Origin of the sequence: Nocardiopsis coralli (assembly GCF_014892575.1) — a bacterium.
Taxonomy (GTDB): domain Bacteria; phylum Actinomycetota; class Actinomycetes; order Streptosporangiales; family Streptosporangiaceae; genus Nocardiopsis; species Nocardiopsis coralli.
Genome location: NZ_JADBGI010000004.1, coordinates 142,307 through 165,712, shown reverse-complemented (window position 1 = coordinate 165,712; position 23,406 = coordinate 142,307). Strand labels below are relative to the sequence as shown.

At 72.3% G+C, this 23,406-nt stretch carries 24 protein-coding genes and 1 pseudogene; 12 read left to right on the top strand and 13 right to left on the bottom strand.

The features are described 5' to 3' along the window. Position 1: 1 nt before the first annotated feature. The gene (locus IDM40_RS05830; protein WP_235997357.1) at positions 2 to 841 is read left to right on the top strand and encodes an urease accessory protein UreD; all 840 of its coding nucleotides are present in this window, start codon (positions 2 to 4) and stop codon (positions 839 to 841) included. On the opposite strand, the gene IDM40_RS05825 is transcribed toward IDM40_RS05830, so the two are convergent. From IDM40_RS05825 to IDM40_RS05810, 4 genes are read right to left on the bottom strand one after another with little or no spacing between them, the layout of a single operon-like run. Next, positions 788 to 1,441: an ABC transporter ATP-binding protein gene (locus tag IDM40_RS05825; protein ID WP_193120871.1), complete on the bottom strand. Its 654-nt coding sequence runs from the start codon at positions 1,439 to 1,441 to the stop codon at positions 788 to 790. The genes IDM40_RS05830 and IDM40_RS05825 overlap by 54 nt on opposite strands. Beyond that, on the bottom strand, positions 1,425 to 3,164 hold the full coding sequence (locus IDM40_RS05820; protein ID WP_193120870.1) for an ATP-binding cassette domain-containing protein: 1,740 nt from the start codon (positions 3,162 to 3,164) through the stop codon (positions 1,425 to 1,427). Before IDM40_RS05820 ends, IDM40_RS05825 begins: the two co-directional genes overlap by 17 nt. Continuing rightward, complete coding sequence (locus tag IDM40_RS05815) at positions 3,157 to 4,188, bottom strand: ABC transporter permease (protein ID WP_193120869.1); 1,032 nt, start codon at positions 4,186 to 4,188, stop codon at positions 3,157 to 3,159. The genes IDM40_RS05820 and IDM40_RS05815 overlap by 8 nt, the downstream gene beginning before the upstream one ends. Continuing rightward, on the bottom strand, positions 4,185 to 5,789 hold the full coding sequence (locus IDM40_RS05810) for an ABC transporter substrate-binding protein (protein ID WP_193120868.1): 1,605 nt from the start codon (positions 5,787 to 5,789) through the stop codon (positions 4,185 to 4,187). Before IDM40_RS05810 ends, IDM40_RS05815 begins: the two co-directional genes overlap by 4 nt. Before the next feature lie 169 nt (positions 5,790 to 5,958). Between IDM40_RS05810 and IDM40_RS05805 the strand changes: the two genes are divergently transcribed. Next, complete coding sequence (locus tag IDM40_RS05805; protein ID WP_235997355.1) at positions 5,959 to 6,273, top strand: ArsR/SmtB family transcription factor; 315 nt, start codon at positions 5,959 to 5,961, stop codon at positions 6,271 to 6,273. A 31-nt stretch (positions 6,274 to 6,304) separates the two neighbouring features. Here IDM40_RS05805 and IDM40_RS05800 read toward each other — a convergent pair whose 3' ends face one another. Next, positions 6,305 to 6,808, bottom strand: a complete 504-nt coding sequence (locus tag IDM40_RS05800) for a GNAT family N-acetyltransferase (protein WP_235997353.1) — start codon at positions 6,806 to 6,808, stop codon at positions 6,305 to 6,307. Between the two features lie 137 nt (positions 6,809 to 6,945). Further along, the gene (locus IDM40_RS05795; RefSeq protein ID WP_193120865.1) at positions 6,946 to 7,287 is read right to left on the bottom strand and encodes a hypothetical protein; all 342 of its coding nucleotides are present in this window, start codon (positions 7,285 to 7,287) and stop codon (positions 6,946 to 6,948) included. 194 nt (positions 7,288 to 7,481) lie between these two features. On the opposite strand from IDM40_RS05795, the gene IDM40_RS05790 reads away from it, so the two are divergent. Genes IDM40_RS05790 through IDM40_RS05780 form a run of 3 tightly spaced genes read left to right on the top strand, consistent with a single transcriptional unit; the run spans position 7,482 to position 9,124 of the window. Continuing rightward, complete coding sequence (locus IDM40_RS05790) at positions 7,482 to 8,012, top strand: VOC family protein (RefSeq protein ID WP_193120864.1); 531 nt, start codon at positions 7,482 to 7,484, stop codon at positions 8,010 to 8,012. A 20-nt stretch (positions 8,013 to 8,032) separates the two neighbouring features. After that, entirely contained in the window at positions 8,033 to 8,842 is an 810-nt protein-coding gene (locus IDM40_RS05785) for a MerR family transcriptional regulator (protein ID WP_328806947.1), read from the top strand. Between the two features lie 36 nt (positions 8,843 to 8,878). Then, a complete protein-coding gene (locus IDM40_RS05780; RefSeq protein WP_193120862.1) occupies positions 8,879 to 9,124 on the top strand; it encodes a hypothetical protein in 246 nt (81 codons plus the stop codon). A 207-nt stretch (positions 9,125 to 9,331) separates the two neighbouring features. Here the strand turns inward: IDM40_RS05780 and IDM40_RS05775 are convergent, their stop codons facing one another. Next, positions 9,332 to 10,918, bottom strand: coding sequence for a BCCT family transporter (locus tag IDM40_RS05775; protein ID WP_407939932.1), 1,587 nt, complete (start codon positions 10,916 to 10,918; stop codon positions 9,332 to 9,334). 294 nt (positions 10,919 to 11,212) lie between these two features. On the opposite strand from IDM40_RS05775, the gene IDM40_RS05770 reads away from it, so the two are divergent. The 4 genes from IDM40_RS05770 (at position 11,213) to IDM40_RS05755 (ending at position 14,609) form a co-directional block, all read left to right on the top strand. Then, positions 11,213 to 12,097: a TetR family transcriptional regulator C-terminal domain-containing protein gene (locus IDM40_RS05770; protein WP_193120861.1), complete on the top strand. Its 885-nt coding sequence runs from the start codon at positions 11,213 to 11,215 to the stop codon at positions 12,095 to 12,097. Positions 12,098 to 12,251: 154 nt separating this feature from the next. After that, positions 12,252 to 13,154, top strand: a complete 903-nt coding sequence (locus IDM40_RS05765) for a BKACE family enzyme (protein ID WP_193120860.1) — start codon at positions 12,252 to 12,254, stop codon at positions 13,152 to 13,154. A 31-nt stretch (positions 13,155 to 13,185) separates the two neighbouring features. Beyond that, positions 13,186 to 14,175 carry a 3-hydroxyacyl-CoA dehydrogenase NAD-binding domain-containing protein gene (locus tag IDM40_RS05760; RefSeq protein ID WP_193120859.1) on the top strand — a complete coding sequence of 330 codons (990 nt, stop codon included), beginning with the start codon at positions 13,186 to 13,188 and terminating at the stop codon, positions 14,173 to 14,175. Beyond that, positions 14,172 to 14,609, top strand: a complete 438-nt coding sequence (locus IDM40_RS05755; protein ID WP_193120858.1) for a thioesterase family protein — start codon at positions 14,172 to 14,174, stop codon at positions 14,607 to 14,609. The genes IDM40_RS05760 and IDM40_RS05755 overlap by 4 nt, the downstream gene beginning before the upstream one ends. A 39-nt stretch (positions 14,610 to 14,648) precedes the next feature. Here IDM40_RS05755 and IDM40_RS05750 read toward each other — a convergent pair whose 3' ends face one another. The 6 genes from IDM40_RS05750 to IDM40_RS05725 all read right to left on the bottom strand — a co-directional run bounded on the left by IDM40_RS05750 (position 14,649) and on the right by IDM40_RS05725 (position 20,515). After that, positions 14,649 to 14,996, bottom strand: coding sequence for a hypothetical protein (locus IDM40_RS05750; RefSeq protein ID WP_193120857.1), 348 nt, complete (start codon positions 14,994 to 14,996; stop codon positions 14,649 to 14,651). Between the two features lie 388 nt (positions 14,997 to 15,384). Continuing rightward, complete coding sequence (locus IDM40_RS05745; protein WP_193120856.1) at positions 15,385 to 16,206, bottom strand: hypothetical protein; 822 nt, start codon at positions 16,204 to 16,206, stop codon at positions 15,385 to 15,387. A gap of 393 nt (positions 16,207 to 16,599) precedes the next feature. Further along, complete coding sequence (locus IDM40_RS05740; protein ID WP_193120855.1) at positions 16,600 to 17,439, bottom strand: L,D-transpeptidase family protein; 840 nt, start codon at positions 17,437 to 17,439, stop codon at positions 16,600 to 16,602. Between the two features lie 116 nt (positions 17,440 to 17,555). Next, positions 17,556 to 18,731 (bottom strand): DUF418 domain-containing protein, encoded by a 1,176-nt coding sequence (locus tag IDM40_RS05735; RefSeq protein WP_193120854.1) that lies wholly within the window; start codon positions 18,729 to 18,731, stop codon positions 17,556 to 17,558. A 123-nt stretch (positions 18,732 to 18,854) separates the two neighbouring features. Further along, complete coding sequence (gene dhaL, locus IDM40_RS05730) at positions 18,855 to 19,484, bottom strand: dihydroxyacetone kinase subunit DhaL (RefSeq protein ID WP_193120853.1); 630 nt, start codon at positions 19,482 to 19,484, stop codon at positions 18,855 to 18,857. Positions 19,485 to 19,522: 38 nt separating this feature from the next. Then, positions 19,523 to 20,515, bottom strand: coding sequence for a dihydroxyacetone kinase subunit DhaK (locus tag IDM40_RS05725; protein WP_193120852.1), 993 nt, complete (start codon positions 20,513 to 20,515; stop codon positions 19,523 to 19,525). A gap of 361 nt (positions 20,516 to 20,876) precedes the next feature. Here IDM40_RS05725 and IDM40_RS05720 point away from each other — a divergent pair, with 361 nt between their 5' ends. From IDM40_RS05720 to IDM40_RS05710, 3 genes and pseudogenes are all read left to right on the top strand, one after another. Next, complete coding sequence (locus IDM40_RS05720; protein WP_193120851.1) at positions 20,877 to 21,671, top strand: ABC transporter permease; 795 nt, start codon at positions 20,877 to 20,879, stop codon at positions 21,669 to 21,671. Beyond that, on the top strand, positions 21,664 to 22,506 hold the full coding sequence (locus tag IDM40_RS05715) for an ABC transporter permease (RefSeq protein WP_407939931.1): 843 nt from the start codon (positions 21,664 to 21,666) through the stop codon (positions 22,504 to 22,506). The genes IDM40_RS05720 and IDM40_RS05715 overlap by 8 nt, the downstream gene beginning before the upstream one ends. Positions 22,507 to 22,508: 2 nt before the next feature. Further along, positions 22,509 to 23,252, top strand: a pseudogene (locus IDM40_RS05710) (ABC transporter ATP-binding protein); the annotation flags it as partial. Between the last annotated feature and the right edge of the window lie 154 nt (positions 23,253 to 23,406).

Sequence of the window (23,406 nt, the reverse complement as noted above, 5' to 3'; positions counted from 1 at the left end):
GATGAAGGAATCGGTTCCGGCCCGCATCACTGTCGAGCGCGTGGGCGGCCGGGTCCGCCTGACCGATCTGTCCGGCGGCACCTACCTGCGTGCCCAGCCTCTCGGGGTACGCGGTGACACCGCACGCGTGGCCCTGGTGGGCACCTACGCGCTGTTGCTGACCGGGGACCGTCTGCGGATGGAGATCACGGTCGGCCCGGGTGTGTGGTTGGAGCTGGTCGAACCGTCCGGGATGGTCGCCTACGACACCCGGGGCGCCGGTCCGGCGAGCTGGCAGGCCGACCTGCGGGTGGGCGACGGGGCGTGCCTGGTGTGGCGGAGCGCCCCGTTCGTGGTCTCGGCCGGGGCCGACGTGACCAGGCGGACCCGGATCGACGTGGCCGGCAGCGGCCGGGCACTGGTCCACGAGACGCTGGTGCTCGGCCGCAGTTACGAGGCCGGCGGCGGCCCGCTGCGGTCGACGGTGTCGGGCCGTGTCGGCGGGCGTCCGGTGCTGGTCGAGGACCTGGACCTGCGCGGTCCGGGCTCGGGCGAGGTCCCGGGGGTCATGGGCGGGCACCGGGTCCTGTCCTCCACGTTCCTGCTCGGCGCCCGGCCGGAACGGGCCACGGGTGCAGGAGAGACCCTTCTGCACGGCCCGGGCGCCCTCGCGCGGGCGCTGGCCGGCCAGGCGCACGAGGCGGAGTCCGCGGTCGCCGTTACCTGGGAGAACTGGAAGGCGGCGTTCATGGACCCGTCCCGGTACGAGACGACGTCGGAACCCGGACCCGCGGCGGGGGCCCGGACCTCAACCGGCGAGGTCCCCGATCCCGCGGACCCGGTCGGCCCAGGCCTCCAGTAGCGCGTGGTCGTGGCTGATCACGAGGAGGCCCGTCCCGCCGTGTGCGAGTGACGACAGCAGGGCCGCGATGCCTGCCGTGGAGACCGCGTCGAGCATGGCGGTGGGTTCGTCGCAGACGAGGTAACGCGGGGAGGCGGCCAGCGCACGGGCCACACAGGCCCGCTGCAGTTGCCCCACGGAGACCTGCCGGCCGTAGCGGTCGAGCAGGTCCTCCGGGAGCCCGGCGCGTGCGGCGAACTCCGCCGCACGCGCGGCCGTCTCCCCTCGCCCGCCGCGGCCTCGGCCGCGGGACAGGAGCGGTTCGGCGATGATCCGGCGCAGGCTCATGCGCGGATCGGTGGCCGACCGGGGCGACTGGTGCAACAGCCCCACACGGCCGTCCATCCGTCCCCGCGTGGTGCCCACGGGTGTGCCGTCGGCCCGTACACGCCCGGCGTCGGGCACGCGCAGGCCGGTGAGGACCCGGGCGAGGGTGGTCTTGCCGCTGCCGGACGGGCCGGTCAGCCCCAGGATCTGCCCCGGCTCGAGCCTGAGGCCCGCCCTGTCCAGGACCGTCTCGTTCCCATGGCGGAACACCACACCCTCAGCGGTCAGAGCCATCGTGATCCTTCCCGTTCGGTGCGAGTGTCGATTCCTGGGCGGCGGCGGTCCCCGAGGGCGGTTCGGTGACCGGGTTCAGCCCTCGCGAGGGCAGGGCGGCGAGCAGGGCCCGGGTGTAGGGGTGGCTCGGCTCGGTGAGGACCCGGCCGGCCGGTCCGTGCTCGGCGATCCGTCCCGCGCGCATCACCGCGACGGTGTCCGCTGTCCCAGACTTCTCCAGGGCCTGAAGGTCGTGGGTGATGAGCAGGACCGCGGTGCCGGCGTCGGCGGTGGCGCGCAGCAGGGCGAGGACCTGCCCGGCCAGTTCGGGGTCCAGCCCGGAGGTGGGCTCGTCGGCGACCAGGACGTCGGGGTCCCCGGCGAGCGCCGCCGCCAGGGCCGCGCGGGCCGCCATCCCGCCGGAGAGTTCGTGCGGGTACTTCTCGGCCGCGGAGCTCTCCAGCCCCACGCGCGCCATGAGCTCCTCGGCGGAGGCACGCCCGCCCAGCGCCGCCGCGGCCTCGGCGATCTGCGGTCCGATCCTCCGGACGGGCGTGAACGTGTCGGCCGGTGACTGCGCGGCGAGCCCGACCACGCGCCCTCGGAGCCCGCGCCACGTGCGTTCCCCGGCGCCGAGCACCTCCCGGCCCGCGATCCGCATGCTGCCCGAGCATTCCGTGCCCGGGGGCAGGAGCCCGCACAGGGTGGACGCGAGCGTGGACTTGCCGCACCCCGACTCCCCGACCAGGGCGGTCACCCGGCCGGGCCGCAGGTCGAGCCCGACACCGGTCACCGCATACGTCCGGGGTCCTGCGCCCGCGGGGTACCGCAGGTCCAGGGAACGCAGTGCCACGACCGGGGCGGCCTCCGCGGTCCCGGGCCCGTCCACCGGACCGGCCCCTGCCGCGGGTGCGTGCGCGCCCTCCTCTCCACGACCGCCGGCCCGCAGCACCCCGCTCACCCCGGCGACGGCCAGCGCGACCGCGACGAGCACGCCGGCCGGGGCGGCCAGGGTCCACCACGCACCCGTGAGCACGTCGCCCCTGGCCACCTCGAGCAACGTGCCCAGGCTCGCCCGGTCCGGCGAGAGCCCCAGTCCCAGGAAACTGAGCGTGGACTCGTGCCAGACGGCGTGCGGGACGAGCATCACCAGCCCCACCAGGGCCTGCGGCGCGGCCGCGGGCACCAGGTGCCGCCACAGGACCTGGCTTCGGCGGGCACCCCACAGGTAGGCGGCCTCGACGTACTCGGACTCGCGCACCGTGAGCATCTCGGCCCGCACCACACGCGCGATCTGGGGCCAGTGGGTGAGCGCGACCGACGCGATGATCGCCGGGAGCGACCCGGGGAACATGGCCACCACGACCACCCCCACGAGCAGGTGCGGCAGGGCGTTGACCCCGTCGGTCACCCGCATCGCCACCCGGTCGGCCCACCCGCCCGCCGTCACGGCGAGCGCCCCGACCGCCACCCCGATGGCTGTGGCGGCCACGGCACAGACCGAGGCGACGAGCAACGACACACGCAGGCCCTCCGCCGACCGTACGAACAGGTCGTGGCCGGAGTGGTCCGTGCCGAACCAGTGCTGCGGCCCGGGCGGCAGGAGCGCCTGCGAGAAGTCGGCCGACTGCGGGCCGGCCCACCACGAGACGGCGACGGCGTACACGACCAGGAGCGCCAGCACGGCCGCCGGCAGGTACCGGCCGGTCGGGCGGCGTGCGCCCCGCTCGGCGGGGTCAGACATCGGAGCTCACTCTCGGGTCCAGGAGGAGGTAGGCCGTGTCGGCGGCGAGGGAACCCGCCAGGACCACGGCGGCGGTGGCCACCGTGAGGGCCGCCAGGAGCGGGAAGTCGAGCGCCTGCGCCGAGGCGACCAGCGCGCTCGCGATGCCCGGCCAGGCGAAGACCTCCTCCACCAGCACGGCCCCCACCACGAGTTCGGGGAGCCGGGCGCCGACGATCGTCACCAGCGGCGCGAGCGACATCGGCAGAACGTGCCCGGTGACCGTCCTGCGGCGCGAGAGCCCTCGCGCCCGGGCCGCCCGCACCGGTTCGGAGGCCACGGCACGGGCGACGGCGGTGCGCACGGCCAGCAGCATCCAGGGCAGCTGGGTGAGGGCGAGGGTGGTGGCCGGCAGCACGAGGTGGCTCAGTACCCCGGCGGCCGTGTACCCCTCCCCCGGTTCCGCGGCACCCGCCACCGGGGCCCAGCGCAACAGCACCGCGAAGACGGTGACCGCGCCCAGGGCGACCACGAACGGGGGCACGGCCTGCACGAACACGCCCATGCGGGTGATGGCCCGGTCGGTCCGGCCGCCGGGGGCCAGGCCCGCCGCCGTTCCGCACGCCAGGGCCGCCGGGACCGCGACGGCCATCGCGGTCCCCGAGAGCAACAGGGTCCACGGAAGGCGGCCGGCGAAGACCTCGGCGACCGGCATCGCGTACACCCGGGACCAGCCGGCGTCGCCCCGGAACAGGTCGACGACCCACGCGCCCCACGCCTGCCACCACGGGGCGTCGAGCCCCAGGGCGCTGCTCAGTTCCTCGCGCTGACCGGCCGAGCTCTGTTGGTACCCGGCCCCGAGGTGGGCGGCGAGGGGATCGAAGGGCGAACGGTCGGCGAGCAGGAACACCAGCACGCTCAACCCCGCCAGCACGGGTACCGCGACGGCGGCGCGGCGCAGGAGGAGGCGGAGGAGGTCACCGCGGCGGTCGCGCCACAGTGTGCGGCGGCCGGCGTGTGTCCGGCCGCCCGGAACTGCGCTCATTCACGCCATCCGGCGATGTTCCACCACGGCCCCCAGGAGACCCCGTGGGCGTGGGGTTCGAGGACGAGCGGCCCGCGGTCCCAGCCGTCCTCGGCAGCGACGTAGGTGTGGTCGGCGAAGGCGAGGAAGACGTAGGTCGGCTGCTCGACGTAGGCCCGCTGCACCTCGCGGTAGGCCTCGGCGCGCTCGTCCTCGTCCGGGGAGCTCCTGGCCCGTTCGAGGTGTTCGTCGACCCCGGGGACGGAGAGGTCGGCCGGGTTCTCGTACGTGGGTGTGTCGTCCTCGCGGGAGTGCAGGGTCGCGTACACCTGCGTGTCCAGGTCGTAGGGCTTGTCGCCGCCGCCGAGCAGGATCGCGGAGTCGGCCGTGTGCTCCTCGATGTCGTCCCAGGAACCGCCCTCGAGCTCGACCTCGATGCCCAGGGGTTCCATCTCGGCCGCGAACGCCGTCGCCAGGTCCCGGCGCATGTGGTCCGAGGCGAGGTAGCGGAGGGTGAAGGACGCGCGCTCGCCGTCGCGGGTGCGCACGCCGTCCGGGCCGTCCGTCCACCCCGCTTCGTCGAGGATCCGGGCGGCCTCGTCCGGGTCGTGCTCGAAGGCGGCCCCGGGGTCGTGGGCGTCGCCGTAGACGGCCGCGACGGGTGTGTGCGCGGGGGTTCCGTGGCCGGCGAGCACGTGTTCGACGATGCCGTCGCGGTCCACGGCCAGGTTCATCGCGGTGCGGGCCTCGGCGTCGGAGGTGAAGGGGTTCTCCGACGGCAGGGACAGGCCGCGCCATTCGGCGGTGCGCACGGGCTGGAGCTCGACTCCGTCGACGCCCTCGAAGGTCTCGGCGGTGGTGGGCGGGAGCACGGTCCCGTCGATGCTGCCCCCGCGCATGCGCTGGGCCCTGGTGCCGTCGTCGGGCAGGTACTGGGTGACCAGCTCGGTGACCTGGGGCTGCGGCCCGTGGTAGTGGGGGTTGGGCTCGAACACGGCCTCGTCGCCGCTGAGTTCGGAGAGCACGTAGGGGCCGGTGCCGACCGGAGCCCGGTTGCGTTCGGAGTCGGCCGCGGGCCCGGGGGTGATCTCCTCAGCGGGGGTGATGCCGAGGGTCATCCGTGCGGGCATCGCGTAGTAGGGGTGGCTCAGGGTGAAGCGCACGCCGTGGTCGCCGGTGGCGGTGACCGACTCGATCATGGAGTAGGAACCGGCGACCTCGGATGCGGTCCCCGGGTCGAGCACGGCTTCGTAGGTGGCCACGACGTCGTCGGCGTCGAGTTCGGAACCGTCAGAGAAGGACACGTCGGTGCGCAGCTCCACGTCCCACACGGTGTGGTCCGCGTTGGCTTCGGGGGGCGAGGCGGCCAGGGCCGGAACGAGGTCGGGCAGCTGGTCGTCGCCGCTGGACTCGGGGCGCAGGAGGCCCTCGAAGATCGGGGAGACACCGAGTTCGCCGTATCCGCCGACCGGGTCGAACTCGCCCAGGGGTTGGGCGTCGGCGAGCACGATACGGGTCGGGGTGTCCGTGGAACCGGGGTCCGGGGCGGAGCAGGCGGTGAGGAGGAGGACCGGGGTGAGCAGGGCGCTGACGAGGAGGCGTTCTCGGACGGATCTGGGCATTCAGCTCTTCCTGTCGGAATCGGTGTACACCTGATCATCTGATCATCTGATCAGTCGATCAGACAATAAGACTTCCGGTTCCGAGTAACCAGACGTTCCGGGCGCCTCGGCCCAGAAGGTGTGGAGACAACCATCACCACGTCTCCGCGAACCTGTGAGAATGGGACCGATGACTTCCCACAGTGATCAGCTCCGACCGGACGACCGACCCGACATCAGCGCCTGGGCCGACCGGTTCCGGATGCTCGGGGACCCGACCCGGCTGCGGTTGCTGAGCGCGATGCACCAGGCCGGGCCGGGCACGGCCTCCGTCGGTGACCTCGCGTCGGCCGCCGGGATCTCCGACACCGCGGCGTCCCAGGCGCTGCGGACCCTGCGGCTGCAGGGGTGGGTCCAGGACGAGCGGGACGGGCGGTCGGTGCGCTACACCCTCACCGACCCGACCGTGCACGCGTTGCTCCACACGATGGGCGACGACCACTGAGCAGGCACCGGAGGCCGGGCACGGCCCCGTGTCAGGGGGCGTCCACGGTGCGGCGCTCCATCAGGAACAAGGTGTCGCCCCCGTCGGGGAGCTCGCGCACCGTCTCGAACCCCTGGTCCCGGTAGTAACGAGCCAGCTCCGGGCCCACACAGCTCAACCGCAGCCACGCCCGCCCCTGGTGCGCGGCCTGGCGTGCGACCCAGCGGGAGATGACGGCGCCCGGGCGCAGGCCCCGGTACTCGGGGTGCGTGACGGTGGAGAAGAGGTGGAGCGCGTCGTCCCCGGCACGCCCCGCCTCCGCCCAGCCCTCGGTGGTCGGGCGGTCGAGCACCGTCGTGCAGCCGACGACGTCCTCCGGTTCGGCGGAGTTGCCGGGGTCGGTGCACAGGAGCCACATGAACCCGTGCCGGGCCTGGCCGGCCAGGTCGTCGGCGTCCTCTCTCAGGGACGGCAGGCCGCGGTGTTCCAGCCAGGAACAGCGCGCACGGATCATGTCGGCCACGGCGGGGGTGTCGTCGGCGGTCGCCTTGCGCATGCGGAACATGTCCTGCTCTCCAGGCGGGCCCGGCCCGTGGGGAAGGCCGCCGTATGGGGATCGGTGCGCCACACGGAGTGGTTCCCCGCCCCCGCGGGTTCACTCGCGTCGGTACTGTGGCGGAGAGTTTCGGTCCATCACATGGGACCCGAGAACACGACCGTCTCCCCTGCGTGCTCCATGGTCACGGTGAGGAAAGCGGCCCCCTCGGGCACCGAACACTCCATCAGGATCTCGAACAGGCCACCGAAGACTTCGCCAGGGAGGTCCTCGTACTCCGCGGCCGAGACCTCTCCCCCCGCCGTGCACGTGACGGAGAAGCTGTTGAAACCCAGGGGCCTGCCCAGCTCGGGCAGGTCGGCCACCAGGGTGAACCCGGCAATGTCGGGGGCGTGCCCGGTCACGTCCTCCACGCGGTAGAAGGCGTCGGCCTCCTCGCCGGTGAACTCGTGTTCGTAGGCCCCGACCGGGTGCGGCACGGCGACCGTGTGACCCCATCCCGCGGGCCGTTCGGGAGCGGGTTCGTCCTGTCCGGTACATGCGGTGGTGAGCGTGAGAGCGAGGGCACAAGCAGGAGCGGCCCAGGGGGATGTTGCGCGCATCCGCCCATCATGGCGCACACCTGTGGAACAGGGCTTGACCCTCACGCGGCGTGAGGCCCGAGCCTGAACCCATGAGCAACGAAACCGGCCGCTTCCCGGCCTTCAGCCTGAGCCCTGTCCCCGAACCGGTCCCCGGCGTCGCACCGCCGGAGCTCTTCCAAGGCATCTACGGCATGCCCGCCTTCGTCACCGTCGAGTCGGCCGACCTCGCCGCGTCCACGGAGTTCTGGACGCGGGGTCTGGGCTTCTTCGACTTCTTCTCCCTCCCGGGACAGATCGTCCACCTGCGGCGGTGGGCGTTCCAGGACGTCCTCCTGGTCCCCGAGCGCGAGCCCGGGACGGCGGGCGGCGCCACCGGGGTGACGGTCAGCTTCTCGTGCGTGCTCGACCAGGTCGAGTCGGCCGTGAAGGCCTGCGAGGCCCTGCGCCCCGGGTGCACGTCCGGCCCGGCGAAGACCCCGTGGAACACCGTCGACGTCGAGGTGCGCACCCCCGAGGGCGTCCGGGTGATCATGACCGCGGCCCGGCCGTACGACCCCGACCCCGACGGCGAGCAGGCCCGGAACCTGCGTGCGATGGGGATCGAGGCGCCCGAGGCATGAGCGCGGGCACACTGGAGGGCGTGAGCGAACGATCCGACCCGGCGCAGGAACCGGTGACCGTGGGCAGGGCGGCGTCCCTGGCCGGCGTGACCGTGCGCACCCTGCACCACTGGGACGAGATCGGCCTCGTTCACCCCTCCGGTCGCTCGCCCGCCGGGTACCGCCTCTACACCGCCGCCGACCTGTCGCGCCTGCACCGGGTGGTCGTCCACCGGGAACTCGGCCTCTCCCTCGAGGAGACCGCACGCCTGTTGGACGCCCCTCCGGAGGAGTCCGCCGACGCACTCCTGCACCAACGCGACCGCCTCCGTGCCCGCATCGACCGCCTCCAGGGCATGGCCGACGCGCTCGACCGGCTCGCCGAGGCCCGCGAGTCCGGGCTCCTGCTGTCCGCCGAGGACCAGGTCGCGGTCTTCGGCCGGGACTGGAACCCGGACTGGGCCCAGCAGGCACGCACCAGGTGGGGCCACACCGAGCAGTGGGCGCAGTACACCGAGCGTGCGGCCGAACGCACCGCCGACGACTGGCGCCGCATCACCGCCGGGGTGGAGGCGTTCAACGCGGACCTGGCCGAGGCGGTGCGTTCCGGTATCGACCCCGGCAGCGAACGGGCACACACGCTGGCCGAACGCCACCGGGCCTCGATCGCGGAGTACTTCGACTGCACACGGTCGATGCACGTGATCATCGGGCGCATGTACGCCGAGGACCCCGGGTTCCGGGACCACCTCGAGTCGCTGGAACCCGGGACCGCGGACTGGCTGCGCACGGCCATCGACGCCAACGCCCGCCACCACGGATTGGACCCCGACACCGCGACCTGGGGATGATGGTGGGAGCACCCCGACGGCGAAGGAGCCGCCACCATGGACACCCCGCCCCAGCCGATGCATCCGGTCCGGCCTCGCCCCGCGTCGCGCCTGCCGCGAGCGATCGTGCTGTGCCTGCTCGCGAGCGCCCTCCTCGGCGCGTTCACAGAGTGGCCGGTGTGGGCGTGTGTGGCGGTCGCGGTGCCGGCGGGCGCACTGCTGTCCGGGCTCGTCACCCAGTACGTGCGCCGTGAACCGCGCGAACCCCGCGAGCCGGGGCCCGTCCCGGAGCCCGGCGTTTGAACCCGGGCCCCGGGTCCGTCACTCCGAGCGCAGGCCGTCGGGGCGCATCGTGCGCAGCAGCAGCGGCACGGTGACCAGGGTCGCCACGACGACCGCCCCCGCGCCCGCCCCGGCCAGGAGCGCGATCTCACCCGCACACGACCGGAGGGCGCCGGACCGTGGTCCGGCGCCCTCCGGTTCCGGGCGCGCCCGGCGGCGGGGGGTGAGTCAGCCGACGGGCTCGGCCGGGGGCCGTCCGCGACCGTCGTCGTCCGGGGCTCCGCTGTCCTCGGAGGCGGTGATCCCCGGGTCCTCGGCCTCGGGGTCGTGGGCCTCCGTGGCGCTCGCGGGCACCACGGCGGTGGCGCTTTCGTGGTCGCGCAGCCAGCGCACCAGGGAGAACGCGACCAGGGTCAGCACGGCGATCAACGGGAACGCCGTCACGACCGACAGGGTCTGCAACGCGTCGGTTCCGCCGGCCGACATGACCGACACCGACACCCCGGCCAGGACGAGCGCCCACAGCACACGGTTGGCGCGGGCCGGCTCGACCTCGTTGGGCAGGTCCTTGGAGGTGGCCGAACCCATGATGTAGGAGGCCGAGTCCAGCGTCGTGGCCAGGAAGATCATCAGCAGCACCAGGAACAGCACCGTGATGAGGCCGCTGAGCGGGAACGCCTCGAGCGTCGCGAAGATCGCCGGTACGGCGCCCTCCGCCTCCAGGGTGTCGGCGATGGCCGCGGTGCCCTGCAGCTCGAAGGCCAGGCCGGAGTTGCCGAGCAGCGCGAACGCCAGCCAGCAGCCGAGGCTGCCGAACCCGCACATGCCGATGATGATCTGCCGGACCGTGCGGCCCTTGGAGATCTTCGCGCAGAACATGCCGACGAACGGGCCGTAGGAGATCCACCAGCCCCAGTAGAAGACCGTCCAGACCTCCTCGAAGCCGGAACCGCCGACGGGGTCCATGTAGGTGCTCATGCGCACGATGTTCTGCGCGAGCATGCCGACACTGTTGGTGAAGGTGTCCAGGATGAACACCGCCGGCCCCACGACGAGGATGAGCAGGCCCAGTGCGGCGGCCAGGTACAGGTTGAGGTTGGCCAGCCGCTTCAGGCCCTTGTGCAGGCCGAAGAAGACACTGACACCGAACAGCAGGGTCCAGAGCCCGATGACCACGGTGTTCAGACCGACGGTCGCATCGACGCCGAGCATGCGGGAAGCGCCCTCGGAGACGGCGGGCACGGCCAGTCCGAGTGAGGTACCGGCGGCGCCGATCATGCCGAGGACGAAGAGGACGTCGATGAGGCGCCCGGCCCAACCGTCGACGCGGTCGCCGAGCACGCCGCGGCAGGCCTCACTGAGCCGCAGCCTGCGGACCTTGCGCACGTGGTAGGCGTAGGCCAGCGCGAGGGACGGGACGCAGAAGACCGCCCACGCGGTCAGGCCCCAGTGGAAGAGGGGATAGGTGGCCGCCCACTCCGCGGCCTCGGTGCCGCGAGGTTCGAGGCCGTAGGGCGGCTCGGTGTAGTAGTGCGCCCACTCGATGATGCCCCAGTACATGAGGCCACCGCCGATCGCGGCGGTGAAGAGCATGGCGAGCCAGGTGGGGGTGGAGAACTCGGGGCGGTCCTCCGGCTTGCCCATCTTGATGTTGCCGAAACGGCTGAACGCGAGCCAGATCAGCAGGACGGCCAGGCCCAGGACGAACCAGATGTAGACCCAACCGAAGTCCGACTCGAGACGCGATAACACGCTCCCGAGCAGACGTTCACCCGTTTCCGGGGCGAACACGAACGGTGCGGTGAAGCCGACCACGAGGATCAGCGATGGCCAGAAGACTTTGGGATCGATGTTCCAACGGATGACTCAAGTCACCTCCGACGCCGGGGTCACAACTTCCCCAGTGCTACTCCCTTGCGCTTGACTAATCAACCAGTCAAACATCGCATCGTTGCGATCCTGAGTGAAGGATCAAGATCCGGAAACGGCGAAAATCCCCCAGTTCCAGGGGTTGAGCCATCGCAACGCCTCCGTGGGAGCGCTGTTCATAACGAAGCAGCAAACCACTTCCGTTGCGATAATCGCTACGACACTGCTACGTTCGCTGCCGTGAACGGCGAAGCAACCGACGATGTGCGCGACAGGGCCCGTGCGGCGATCCACAGGTCGGGGATCTCCCAGCGGGAGTTCGCGGACCGGCTCGGCATCGACCCCACCAAACTGTCCAAGTCCCTGACGGGCCGGCGGCGGTTCACCCCGGAGGAACTGGCGGCCATCGCCCTCGAGGCCGGCGTGACCGTGAACTGGCTGCTCAACGGCGACGACGACGCGGTCACGGTGGCGGCGGCGCCGCGGGACACAGCCGTGGCGGCGCCTCCGGCGGGCCCGGCCGACCGCCCGCTGGCCGTGAAGGAACACAACCGAAGACTGCAGATCATCGAGGCCGCGTGGACGCTCATCGCCGAGCGCGGGTTCCACTCGGTGCGGGTGGCCCAGGTCGCCCGGGCGTGCGGGACCTCCAGCGCGACCGTGCACTACCACTTCCCGACCCTCAACCACCTGCTCGAGGAGGCGTTGCGCCACTCGGTCAAGCAGGCCTTCGACCGACAGGTCGCCGGGCTGCACGAGATCGAGGACGCACACGAACGCCTGCTCAGCCTGATCGAGCTCCAGCTGCCCGCCTCGGAGCGGCTCCAGCTGGAGTGGTCGATCTGGATGCAGGTGTGGACCTCAGCAGCGCTCGACCCGGAGATGCGCGAGATCCACGCACACTCCTACCGGCGCTGGCACGAGACCATCGCCCGCACCCTCACCGAGGGGATCGACACCGGGGTCTTCGCCGACCACGGCGCCGAGGAGATGACCAAACGGCTGACCGCGCTGATCGACGGCATGGGCATCCAGGTCATGACCGGCATGCCCGGGCGCTCCGTCGGCCACATGCGGCGCACCCTGCACGAACTCATCGAGCGCGACTTCCTGAAACGGGACTGACGCGGGACCGGAGCAGGACCGAACCGGCCCCCGGACACGTCCGACCGGCCCCGACGCGGCCCTCGAGCACGCCCGACACTCCCAGAGCATCCGACCCCGGCGGGGATCCCGCCCGGGGGCGATCAGCCACGCCCAGAGAAAGGCGAGATCCTTCGTGAGCGACACCCTGAACCAGAACGTCATCCTCACCACTGCCCTGACCGGGGCCGGTGACACCGTGGGGCGCAGCGAGCACGTGCCCGTGACGCCCGCGCAGATCGCCGCCTCCGCGGTGGAGGCCGCAGAGGCGGGCGCCAGCGTGGTGCACATCCACGTGCGCGACCCCGAGACCGGCGCCCCCTCGCGCGACAACGCCCTCTACCGCGAGGTCGTCGACCGCATCCGCCAGACCGGCATCGACGTGGTCATCAACCTGACCGCGGGCATGGGCGGCGACCTGGTCATCGGCCAGGACGACCCGCTGAAGTTCGAGGAGGGCACCGACCTGGTCAACGGGCTCGACCGCCTGCCGCACGTCGAGCAGATCCTGCCCGACATCTGCACCCTCGACTGCGGCACCCTCAACTTCGGCGACGGCAGCAACGTCTACATCTCCACCCCGGACATGCTGCGCGCCGGCGCCAAGCGCATCCAGGAGCTGGGCGTGCGCCCCGAGCTGGAGATCTTCGACACCGGCCAGCTCTGGTTCGCCAAGACGATGCACGCCGAGGGCCTCATCGACGACCCGTCGCTGTTCCAGCTGTGCACGGGCATCCCCTACGGCGCCCCGTCCGACCCGGCGGTGCTGCAGTCGATGGTGAACATGCTGCCCGAGGGCGCCCAGTGGGCCAGCTTCTCGATCGGCCGCAAGCAGATGCCGTGGCTGGCGCAGTCCGTGCTCATGGGCGGGCACGCCCGCGTGGGCCTGGAGGACAACCTCTACCTGAGCAAGGGCGTGAAGGCCACGAACGGCCAGCTCACCGAGAAGGCCGTGAACATCATCGAGCAGCTCGGCGCCCGCGTGGCCACCCCCGACGAGGCGCGCAAGCAGCTGAACCTGCGCAGCCTGAACGCCTGATCCCCGACCGACGCACCCCGAGAGGCCCGACATGACAAAGATCGCCAAGACCTCCCCCGAGTCCGTGCGCACGGTCGCCTGCATCGGCGCCGGCGTGATCGGCGGGGGCTGGGTCGCCCACTTCCTCGGCCGCGGTTACCAGGTCGTGGCCTGGGACCCGGCACCCGACGCCGAGCAGAAGCTGCGTTCCCTGGTGGACTCGGCCTGGCCGGCGCTGGAGCGGCTCGGCCTGGCCGAGGGCGCTTCCAAGGACAACCTGACGGTCGCCCCGACGCTGGCCGAGGCGGTCGCCGGCGCCGACTTCGTGCAGGAGAGCGCGCCCGAGCGCCTGGATCTCAAGGCCGACCTGCTGGCGGAGATCGACGCGGCCCTCCCCGAGGGGGTCGTGGTGGGCTCCTCCACGTCCGGATACAGCATGTCCGAAATGCAGGTGAAGGCGGCCGACCCGTCGCGCCTGGTCGTCGGGCACCCCTTCAACCCGCCGTACCTGGTTCCGCTGGTCGAGGTCGTGGGCGGTGAGAAGAGCGAGCAGTGGGCCGTGGACTGGGCCTCGGAGTTCTACCGCCTGGCCGGCAAGTCCGTGATCACGATGGACCAGGAGCTGCCCGGTTTCATCGGCAACCGCATCCAGGAGGCCGCGTGGCGCGAGGCGCTGCACATGGTCGCCGAGGGTGAGGCGACCGTGGCGCAGATCGACCAGGCCATGACCGACGGTCCCGGCCTGCGGTGGGCCTTCCACGGTCCGTGCACCACGTTCCACCTGGCCGGGGGCGAGGGAGGCATGGCGCACATGCTCGACCACTTCGGTCCGTCGCTGAAGGCCCCGTGGACCCGTCTGGAGGCGCCGGAGCTCACCACCGAGTTGCGGGACCGGATGGTGGAGCAGACCGACGAGGTCGTGGACGGGCGTTCCACGGCCGAGCTCATCGCGCAGCGCGACCGCCGCATGATCGCGATCATGCGCGCGCTCGAGGAGGTCGAGCGCGAGGAGGCCGCCGAGCGCGGGGAGGGGCAGGCATGAGCACGACCCTGACCGAGCGGGTGCGCCCGGAGTGGATCGACTACAACGGCCACCTGACCGAGGGCGGGTACGTCTTCGTCTTCGGTTACGCCACGGACGCGCTCATGGAGCACGTCGGGCTGGGACCCGAGTACCGCGAGGGATCCGGGTGCTCGCTGTACACGGTGGAGGCGCACGTGCGTTACCTCGACGAGGTGGGCGCCGACGCCGGGCTCGAGGTGCTGACCCGGGTCGTGGGTGCGGGCACGAAGAAGCTGCGCCTGTGCCACGAGATGCGGGTGGACGGCGCGTTGGTGGCGACCGAGGAGATCCTGGCGCTCCACGTCGACCAGGAGCAGGGGCGGGCCGTGGCCTTCCCCGACCAGGTCGCCGAGCGCATCGCCGCCGAGTTGGAGCAGGCGCCGGAGTACGCGGGGCGTTCCATCTCCGGCTGAGGCGTGTGGCCTACGGCCGCCCTGCGCCGGAGGGGCCGGTCAGCTCGCGAGCTGGTCGTCCGTCTCGCGGCGCAGGGCGCGCCAGGCTGCGATCCAGCGCTGGCACTCGGCCTCGTCCTCGCCGACACAGGCGGTGACGAAGGCCAGCAGCATGACGTAGCGGGGCAGGTCTTCGGTCTCGAGCGCGGCGCGGAAGGCCGATGCGCTGACCGTGCCTCCGCTGCGGTACTCCAGCTCCTGGTAGCTGGGGCCTCCGGCCCAGGCGAGGCAGCGCCGCATGGTGAGCGTGAACTCTGCGGGCGTGCGCGCGTGCAGAGGGTCGGGGCGGGCCGCCGCGGCCAGGGATCGGTTGGGCCCGGTCGGTTCGAGGACGCCCGTGGGGGACAAGGAAAGGCTCCCTTCGCGAAACTGCTGCGGGTTTCGGTGGTGCCCTCCGACGTTTCGGGCAGGGGGCACCGGGGCGAGAAGATCGCCTGGAGCGGGGTGGATCGTGCCGGGTGCAGAAGATCCCCGGCTGTTCGTCCTGGGTGAAATCTACCGGACGCTTCGGACCCGCGAAAGCTTCTTACCTCCCGGACACGGGAAGCCCTGTCCCACAACGGGAGGGGGAACGTGAACGTTTCATGTTCGGCGCCGGTGTTGTTCTGCGTGTGACGGCGCGGCCACCGGGAGAAACGCGCGGAGGCCCTCTCTTTCTCGGTCACACGTCCCACGGCCGGATTTTTGTATAGATCACGTTCTCAGGGCGCCGTAAAAGCCGAACCGAAACTGTTTTTCAGCCTTGACCGGAACCCGGTTCCCAGGTCAGCACGGTCGCATCGTCACTGCGTTTGCCACGGGGGTACCGGAGCCCGTCCGGGTCGTCTGCCTCCAACGACCTGACCTGGTCGATCAGGGCGAGTGGGCCGCTCTTGAGCGCCAGTCCGGCCGCGGAGTCCCAGTCGTGGGCGCCGAAAACGTCGACGGCGCGGGAGGCCCCGTCGGTCATCGCCACGAACCCGAGTACCCCGTCGAGCGGAAGTGAACCGGAAACGGCGGCACCGGCCGCGCGGGGATCGGCCCCGGCCGTCCAGAACCCGCCGTCGACGTTGCGGTACGCGCGGATCGTGTGGCGGCGCCGGTGCTCTTCCTCCGCGCGGGCGGGGGTCCCCGGCTCCGTCTCGTAGGGGGCACGGGCCAGTTCGGCGCGCAGGTCGTCCAGGCGGGTCTCCGCAAGAAGGCGTGCGCCCTCCCTCCCTGCCACGACCAGCACGGAGTCGGAGAGCACCAGGTACTCGAACCGGTCCCCGTTGATCCGGGCCGCGACCACGGTGGCCGAGGGGGTCTCCTGCCGGGTGAGGTCGCAGGTGTCGGCGTGCAGGGAGGAGGCCTGCTCGATCGCGCCCGCGAGGGCCTCGCGGAGCGGCGCCCCGGACTCGACGCCGGCGAGCAGCAGCGCGCCCAGCCGCCGTGTGTACCAGGCCACGCCGTGCACGCACCCGTCGCCGGGCCGGCCGCTCACCCCGTCGAGCAGGACGGCGGTGCGGTCGGTGGCGGCGGCGAAGTCCTCGTTGTCCCGGTCGCTGTTCCCGGGACGGGTCGCGATTCGGAACGGCACGGCACCACCCTCTCCCCGCGGGCGGCGGCTCCGCCCGACGGGTTCATCCTGCCGCAGTCGCTCGCACGCACACGCGCCCGGGGCGCACACCGGGCCGGGACGCGGAGGTGGCCCGGAAACAGAGTCAGGCGTGCCGCAGGCACGCACACCCGCACAGGGCGGACGCTCACATGCAGGGCCGAAGGCCCCGCGTCCAGCCCTGCCCAGGGCACAGGCATGCCGCAGGCACCCACCGGTGCCGTGGCCCGGCCACACATGCAGGCGCCCGGAACCAGCGTGCTTGCGGACCCCGCCATCGGGCTTCTCGGCCGGAGGCAGAGGGCAACCGGGCCGGGACGCGCGCGGGGCCGGGGGCGATGCCCCCGGCCCCTGCCGTGTGTGCGTCGGTGCGGGTCAGTGCACGACGACGGTGGCGTGGATGTCCAGGTGTCCGTTCTCCCAGAGCCAGTCCATCGCGGCCAGGCTCACCCGGGCGCAGCCCTTGGACGCGGGCTCGGCGGGCACGCTCGGGTAGCCGTGCACCGCGATACCGCCGTTGAAGTACTTGGGCTTGTACAGCGAACCGTAGGGGCCCGGGTCCCAGGCGTCGACCTCGCGGAAGACGTCGTAGGTGCCCGTGGGTGTGGTCGCCACACGCTCGCTGCCGTCGTCGCCCTCGTAGGGCTCGCCGGAACCGGTGGACGTGTGGATGGTCTGCTGCACCTCGCCGTCGGAGACGACCAGGAGCAGCTGGTTGTCGAGGTCGATCTCCACCACCGCGCCCTCGGACGTGGTCGCCGAGGGCACCACGCCGTCCTCGAGGGCCTCGAGGGTCGCGGGGCCGACGATGCCGTCGCGGTCGAGACCGCCTGCCTTCTGGAGCGCGATCACGGCGTGCTCCGTGTGCAGACCGAACTCGCCGTCGGCGCCGTCGATCCAGTACCCGAGCTCGGCCAGACGCTCCTGGAGCGCCTCGACCTGGGCACCGCTGTCACCGGAACGCAGCTCCTCGGTGATCCCGGTCTCGGCGGGCGCCTGCGACACGGCCGGGGCCGGGGAAGCGGGCGCGGAGGAGACCGCGGGGGCCGAGGCCGCCGGGGCCGCGGGGGCAGGCGCAGCGGTGGCGGGTGCGGATACCAGAGCCGTGCCGACCGCCAGGACACCGGCGGTGGCCACGGCGATCAGGGCGGACCTGGCGGAGAATCTGTCGGGGATCCGTACGGGGGATGACAGAGGGGTAGCCATATCCACCATTGTGCCCCGAAGGCGGGATCCGCGCGCCCCCGGGACCGAATCTGTGGACGAACGTCCCACCGGGTGGGGTGCCGGGTGCCGCGCCGTCCACGCGCGGCACCCGGCACCACCGTTCCTCACGTGCGGGCGCGTGCCCGCCCCCCGTACACGCACCTGCGCATGAGGGCGTCCAGCGGCCCGGGGCGCCCGGTGCTCCCGAGCCAGGCCGCCAGGGCCAGCGACACGGACCAGGCCAGGGCCGCGGTCACCAGCGCGCCGAAACCGCCCACGGTGGTTCCGAGCCCCACGAGATCGGGGTGCAGAGCAACGGCGACCAGCACCGAGTTGAGGATGTAGAAGGTCAGCGAGCGCTCCCCCATCGCGGCGATGGCGCGGGTGGCGGGGCCCTTGCGGCGTTCCAGCCGGATCGCGAGCAAGGTGAAGGCCGCCGCGTACCCGGCACCGCCGAACACCCCGGTCAGCACCTGCAGGGCGAGCAGCAGGCCTCCCTCGACCACCCCGGGTGCGAGCACACCGAGCGCCATGAGCGCCGAGGGCACCGCGCCGGCCACCGACACCGCGATGCCGACCACGGCGATGCGCACCAGCAGCGGGCGGTGCGCCTGCGGGTCGTCGAGGATACGGGCGCGACCGGCCCGGTATCCGAGCACGACCAGCAGGAACAGCGGGTAGGCCACACCGATGAACACGGGGCCGAAGGGCAGGCCGAACAGCCGCTCGAACCAGTCCGCCGACGTGAGGTACCCGGGCACCGCGAAGGACCCCTCGGCGCCCTCCATCTCCATGCCGGCCTGCATGCCGATCATGGCGAGCGGCACGGTGACCACGTAGAAGACCGCGAAGACCACCGCGGCGCGCACGATCGCCCGGTTCGACCGCAGCAGCAGCCACCCGGTGACCAGGGCGGCCAGGCCGTAGGAGGTCAGGATCTCCCCGGGGAAGACGAACAGGGCGTGCACGAACCCGAAGAGCAGCAGGAACCATCCGCGGCGGCGCAGCAGGCGCCGGATCTCGCGGTCACCGGTCCCGCGGTCGGCCTGGCGGCTCACCATCCACGCCATCCCGTACCCGAAGAGGATCGCGAACATCGGGAAGGCGCGGTTGTCCAGGAACAGGTGGGTCAGGGCCGAGGCGGTGCGGTCGAGCGGGCCCTCCCCCGAGGCGTCGGTGCTGAAGCCGACACCCGCGTACACCCCCGCGTAGGCCATGGCGATGAGCAGCAGCATGAACCCGCGCGCGAGGTCGGGCGCGAGTACACGTTCCTTCCGTGTCCGAGCGTCCGGTGTGGACATCTGGGTCTCCTCAGGTGGTGCATCGGTCGGTCCCCAGACTCCCGCGGACGGGCCCGGACACGGATCGGCCGATCGGTCGGAGCGGGTCCTCCGACCGGCCAGGTCCGTGCCGGGCTCCCCCGGTCACACGTCGGCGGCGCTCGCGAAGAACCAGGCGATGGACAGCGCACCGGGGTCGACCACGTCGGCGGCGCGTTCACCCAGGTAGCTGGCCCGGCCCTTGCGGGCGACCATGCCGCCGGTGCTCTCGGCGCCGGCGTAGGCGGCCTCGGCCGCCTCGCGCAGGGCGTCGCGCCACCCGGTCGAGGCGCTGCCGGCGAGCGCCTGCACGGCCGGGGCCATCGCGTCGACCATGGTCTTCTGGCCGACCTGCGCGCCGCCCAGCCGCTGGACCGCGGCCGTGGCGGTGTCGAAGACCGAGGCCAGGTCGGCGACGGCCCAGGGGGCCTCCGGCCCGTGCGCCACGCGGCCGAACCAGAGCCCGAACAGGGGCCCGCTGGTGCCGCCCGAGGCGAGGAAGGTGTCGGAGACCGTCCGGAAGACCTCGGCCGGGTGGCCGGGGTCGATACCCTCCAGGGCCGAGCGCGCACGCCCGAGGGAGGTGTCGATGTTCCAGCCGAAGTCGCCGTCGCCGGCCCTGCGGTCGAGGTCGGTGAGGTCGTCGGCGCCCCGGGAGACCCGGTCGGCGAAGGCGAGGAACCAGGCCTTCGTCTCCGGGCCGCTCAGCCGGGCGGCGTCACCTGTGTCGGTCATGTGTTCCCTCTTCCCGTGGTGGATCAGCCCGTCGTGGATCAACGCAGCGCCGGCGTGTGCACCGGTGCGTCCCAGAGTTCGGCCAGCTCGTCGTTCAGGGCGGTGAGTGTGATGGAGACGCCCTTCATGTCGAGCGAGGTCACGTAGGGGCCGACCAGGGTGCGTTCGAGGCGCAGGCCCTGCCCCTCCAGGTACCGGCGGAGCTCGAGCGCGGCCACCGACAGTTCGAGGCCGTGGGTGGCGCCGAGCCCGTTGACCACGGCCAGGACCGGTGCACCGCGGCCGAGGCCGAGCGACTCCACCAGCGGGGCGGCCAGGCTCTCCACGAGGTCGGCGGCCCCGGGGGCCGGACGGGTCTCGATACCGCGCTCGCCGTGGATACCGACACCGAACTCGATCTCGCCCTCCTCCAGGTCGAAGGAGCGCAGCCCGGTGAGCGGGTTGACCGGCGCCTGGAAGGACATCCCGAGCGTGGCCGAGCGGGAGACGACCTCCCGGCCCAGGTCGCGGACGCGTTCGACGGGTGCTCCGGCCTCGGCCGCCGCCCCGCACACCTTCTCGGTGACCACGACCGCGGCCGTCCCGCGCCGGCCGGGGCCGCCCTCGTCCTCGCTCCGGGTGGCCAGGTCGTCGTCGACCAGCACGGTCTCGACGGTGTGGGTCTTCGACAGCAGGTCGGCGGCGATGTTGAAGTTCAGCACGTCGCCCGTGTAGTTCTTGATGACCAGGACGGTGCCGCGCCCGGTGTCGGCCGCCTCGATCGCCGCGCGCACCTGCAGGGCGTTGGGGCTGGCGAAGACGTCCCCGGGCACGGCGGCGTCGAGCATGCCCCGGCCGACGAACCCGGTGTGCAGGGGTTCGTGCCCCGATCCCCCGCCGGAGACCAGCGCGACCTTGTCCCGTGCCGGTTCGGCGCGGGTGACGAAGTCCGGATCGCGGTGGAGGCGGACGAGGTCGCCGTCGGAGACCTCCAGCCCCTCCAGCGCCTGCCGCACCAAATTCTCCCGCGCGTTCATGACGTGACCGCCCATCCGGCGCCTCCCTCCTGGTTCGTGGCCTCGGTGGCCCGGACATCCGGGTGGCATACCCAGTCCCGGTCCGGTGTCCCGCCGCGCGCTCCGACCGAGAGATGCACCTCAGCCGGAGGAGAGCGGTGACTTCGAGGTTCCCGGGCTCCGGTGGCCGTGGCAAGACCTTGTGCACAGCCTGTGGACAACCACGGGATCACCGAACACGGCGCCGCCGAACGTGTTAGGTTCGGTCCTTCGCGGCGACCCGGACCTGACACGCACGGCATCAGGGACGTGCCGAACCCCCGGAACCGGTGCAGGCCTTCAGCGCGGCACCGGACCCGGCCACGTCCTGTCCGTCCGCCCCGTCCGGAGCCGCTCCTTGCTGGTCCACGGCGCGGTGTATGCCCGAGGGCTGCGCCGCTACTCCACCTATCGCGCCGCCACCCTGGCCGGTGTCCTCACCAACTCCGTCTTCGGCGCCATCAACGCCATGGTCCTGCTGGCGCTCTTCGGCGCCCGCCCCGAGATCAACGGCTACGACGCGACCGACGCCGTCACACAGGTCTTCATCGGCCAGGCGCTCATCGGCGTCACCCTCATCATCTCGGGCCCCTCTCTCGACCTGAGCACACGCATCCGCACCGGCGACGTGGCCATGGACCTCCTGCGGCCCGTCCCCTTGCAGAGCTGGTGGCTGGCGCAGGACCTCGGCCGCGCGACCTTCGCGTTCGCCTGGCGCGGCCTTCCCACCTTCGCCGTCGGAGCACTGCTGTTCGACCTGGCCGCCCCCGACGCACCCCTGGCCACGGTGGTCTCGCTCCTGCTCGTCGCCGTGCTCGGCTTCGCCCTGCGTTACCTGTACACACTGTCGGGTTTCTGGATCCTCGACGTGCGCGGCCTGTGGACACTCATGGGCTTCGTCGGTCCGGTCGCCGCGGGCATGATGCTGCCGCTGGCGCTGTTCCCGGCACCCGTCGCCGACGTCCTGCGGCTCCTGCCGTGGGCCTCGCTCGTACAGATCCCCGCCGAGATCTATCTGGGCAAGGACACCCTGCCCGGCGGGTCGGCCCTGGGCGGCCTGGCCCTCCAGGCGGGTTGGGCCACCGTGCTGCTCGGGCTGGGCGCGTGGGTGACCGGCCGCGCCACCAGGAAGGTGGTGGTCCAGGGTGGCTGACCCCATCGCCCCGCGACGCGTCCCGCACCTCGTGCCGCGCCCGGTGCAGGACTACGCCCGACTCGCGTGGACCTGGACGCGCACCGCGTTCCAGTACCCGGCCGGTCTGGCCCTGATGACCACGGGCGTCGTCCTCTCGGTGGTCGCGGAGTTCGGGGCCGTGCTCGTGGTCTTCTGGCGGGCCGGAGAGCTCGCCGGCTTCTCCATGGCCGAGGGCATGGTGGTCTACGGGCTCGCCGCGGCGGCGTTCGGCACCGCCGACCTGCTCATGGGCAACGTCGAACGCCTCGGCGAACGCATCCGCTCGGGGGAGCTGGACACCATGCTGGTGCGCCCGGTCTCCCCGCTCGTGCAGATGGCGACCGACGACTTCTCCCCGCGGCGCCTCGGCAAGATCCTCCCCGCCCTGGGGATCCTCGCGGCCGGTCTCTGGTGGGCCGCACCCGAGTGGACCGCCGGCAAGGCCCTCGTGTTCGCCGTCCTGATGGTCTCGGGGGTGGTGATCTGTGCGTCGGTGTGGCTCGTGGGCGCGTGCCTGCAGTTCTTCGTCGCCGACGCCCGCGAGGCCGCGAACTCCGTCACCTACGGCGGCCAGGCCCTGACCGAGTACCCCCTGGCGGTCTACGGGCAGGGCATCGTGCGGGCCGTGACCTTCACCGTTCCGCTGGCGTTCGTGAGCTGGCAGCCCGTCCTGTACGTGCTCGACCGCCCCGACCCCACCGGCCTTCCCGACGCACTGCGTTTCGCGGGCCCCGCCGTGGCCGTGCTCGCCGCGGCCGTCGCGGCCCTGGCCTGGCGCACCGGCCTGCGCCACTACCGATCCACCGGGAGCTGACCATGACGACCGAAGAACACACCGCCCGAGCGATGGTCGAGGCGGTCGGGATCGGCCGCGACTTCACCGTGGCCGAGGGACGGTTCCCCCGCCGCGTCAAGCGTGTGGTGCCCGCCGTGCGCAGCATCGACCTGACGGTGCGGCCGGGGGAGATCGTCGCCTGCCTGGGCCCCAACGGCGCGGGCAAGAGCAGCACGATGAAGATGCTCACCGGGATCCTCTCCCCCACGCGCGGAAGCCTGCGTGTGGCGGGTCTGGAACCGTCGCGCCGCCGCACGACCCTGGCCCGCCGCATCGGTGTGGTCTTCGGACAGCGCACCGGCCTGTGGTGGGACCTGCCCCTGCGCGACAGCCTGGAGCTCACCCGCCACCTGTACCGGGTCCCGGCCGCCGAGCACGCCCACCGGTACGCCGAACTCACCGAACTGTTGGAACTCGGCCCGTTCCTGTCCACCCCGGTGCGCCAGCTCAGCCTGGGACAGCGCATGCGCGGCGACCTCACCGCGGCGCTGCTGCACAACCCGCGCCTGCTGGTGCTGGACGAGCCCACCATCGGGCTCGACGTGGTCAGCAAGGCCACGATCCGGTCGTTCCTCGCCCGCCTCAACCGGGAGGAGGGCACGACGATCCTGCTGACCACACACGACCTCGGCGACGTGGAACGCCTGTGCGAGCGGGTCGTGGTCATCGACCGCGGGTCCGTGGCCTTCGACGGCGGCCTCGACGGGTTGAGGGCACGCGACCCGGGCTCGGACATCGAGACGGTGGTGGCGGGCCTGTACCGCGACGGCGCCGCACGCCCGTGACCGCGGTACGCCCGTGACCGCCGCACCCATGCCCGGTTGATACCGATCCGGTGACGAGACGTGCTCGGGACGAACCGGACGGTTCGGCCGGTCC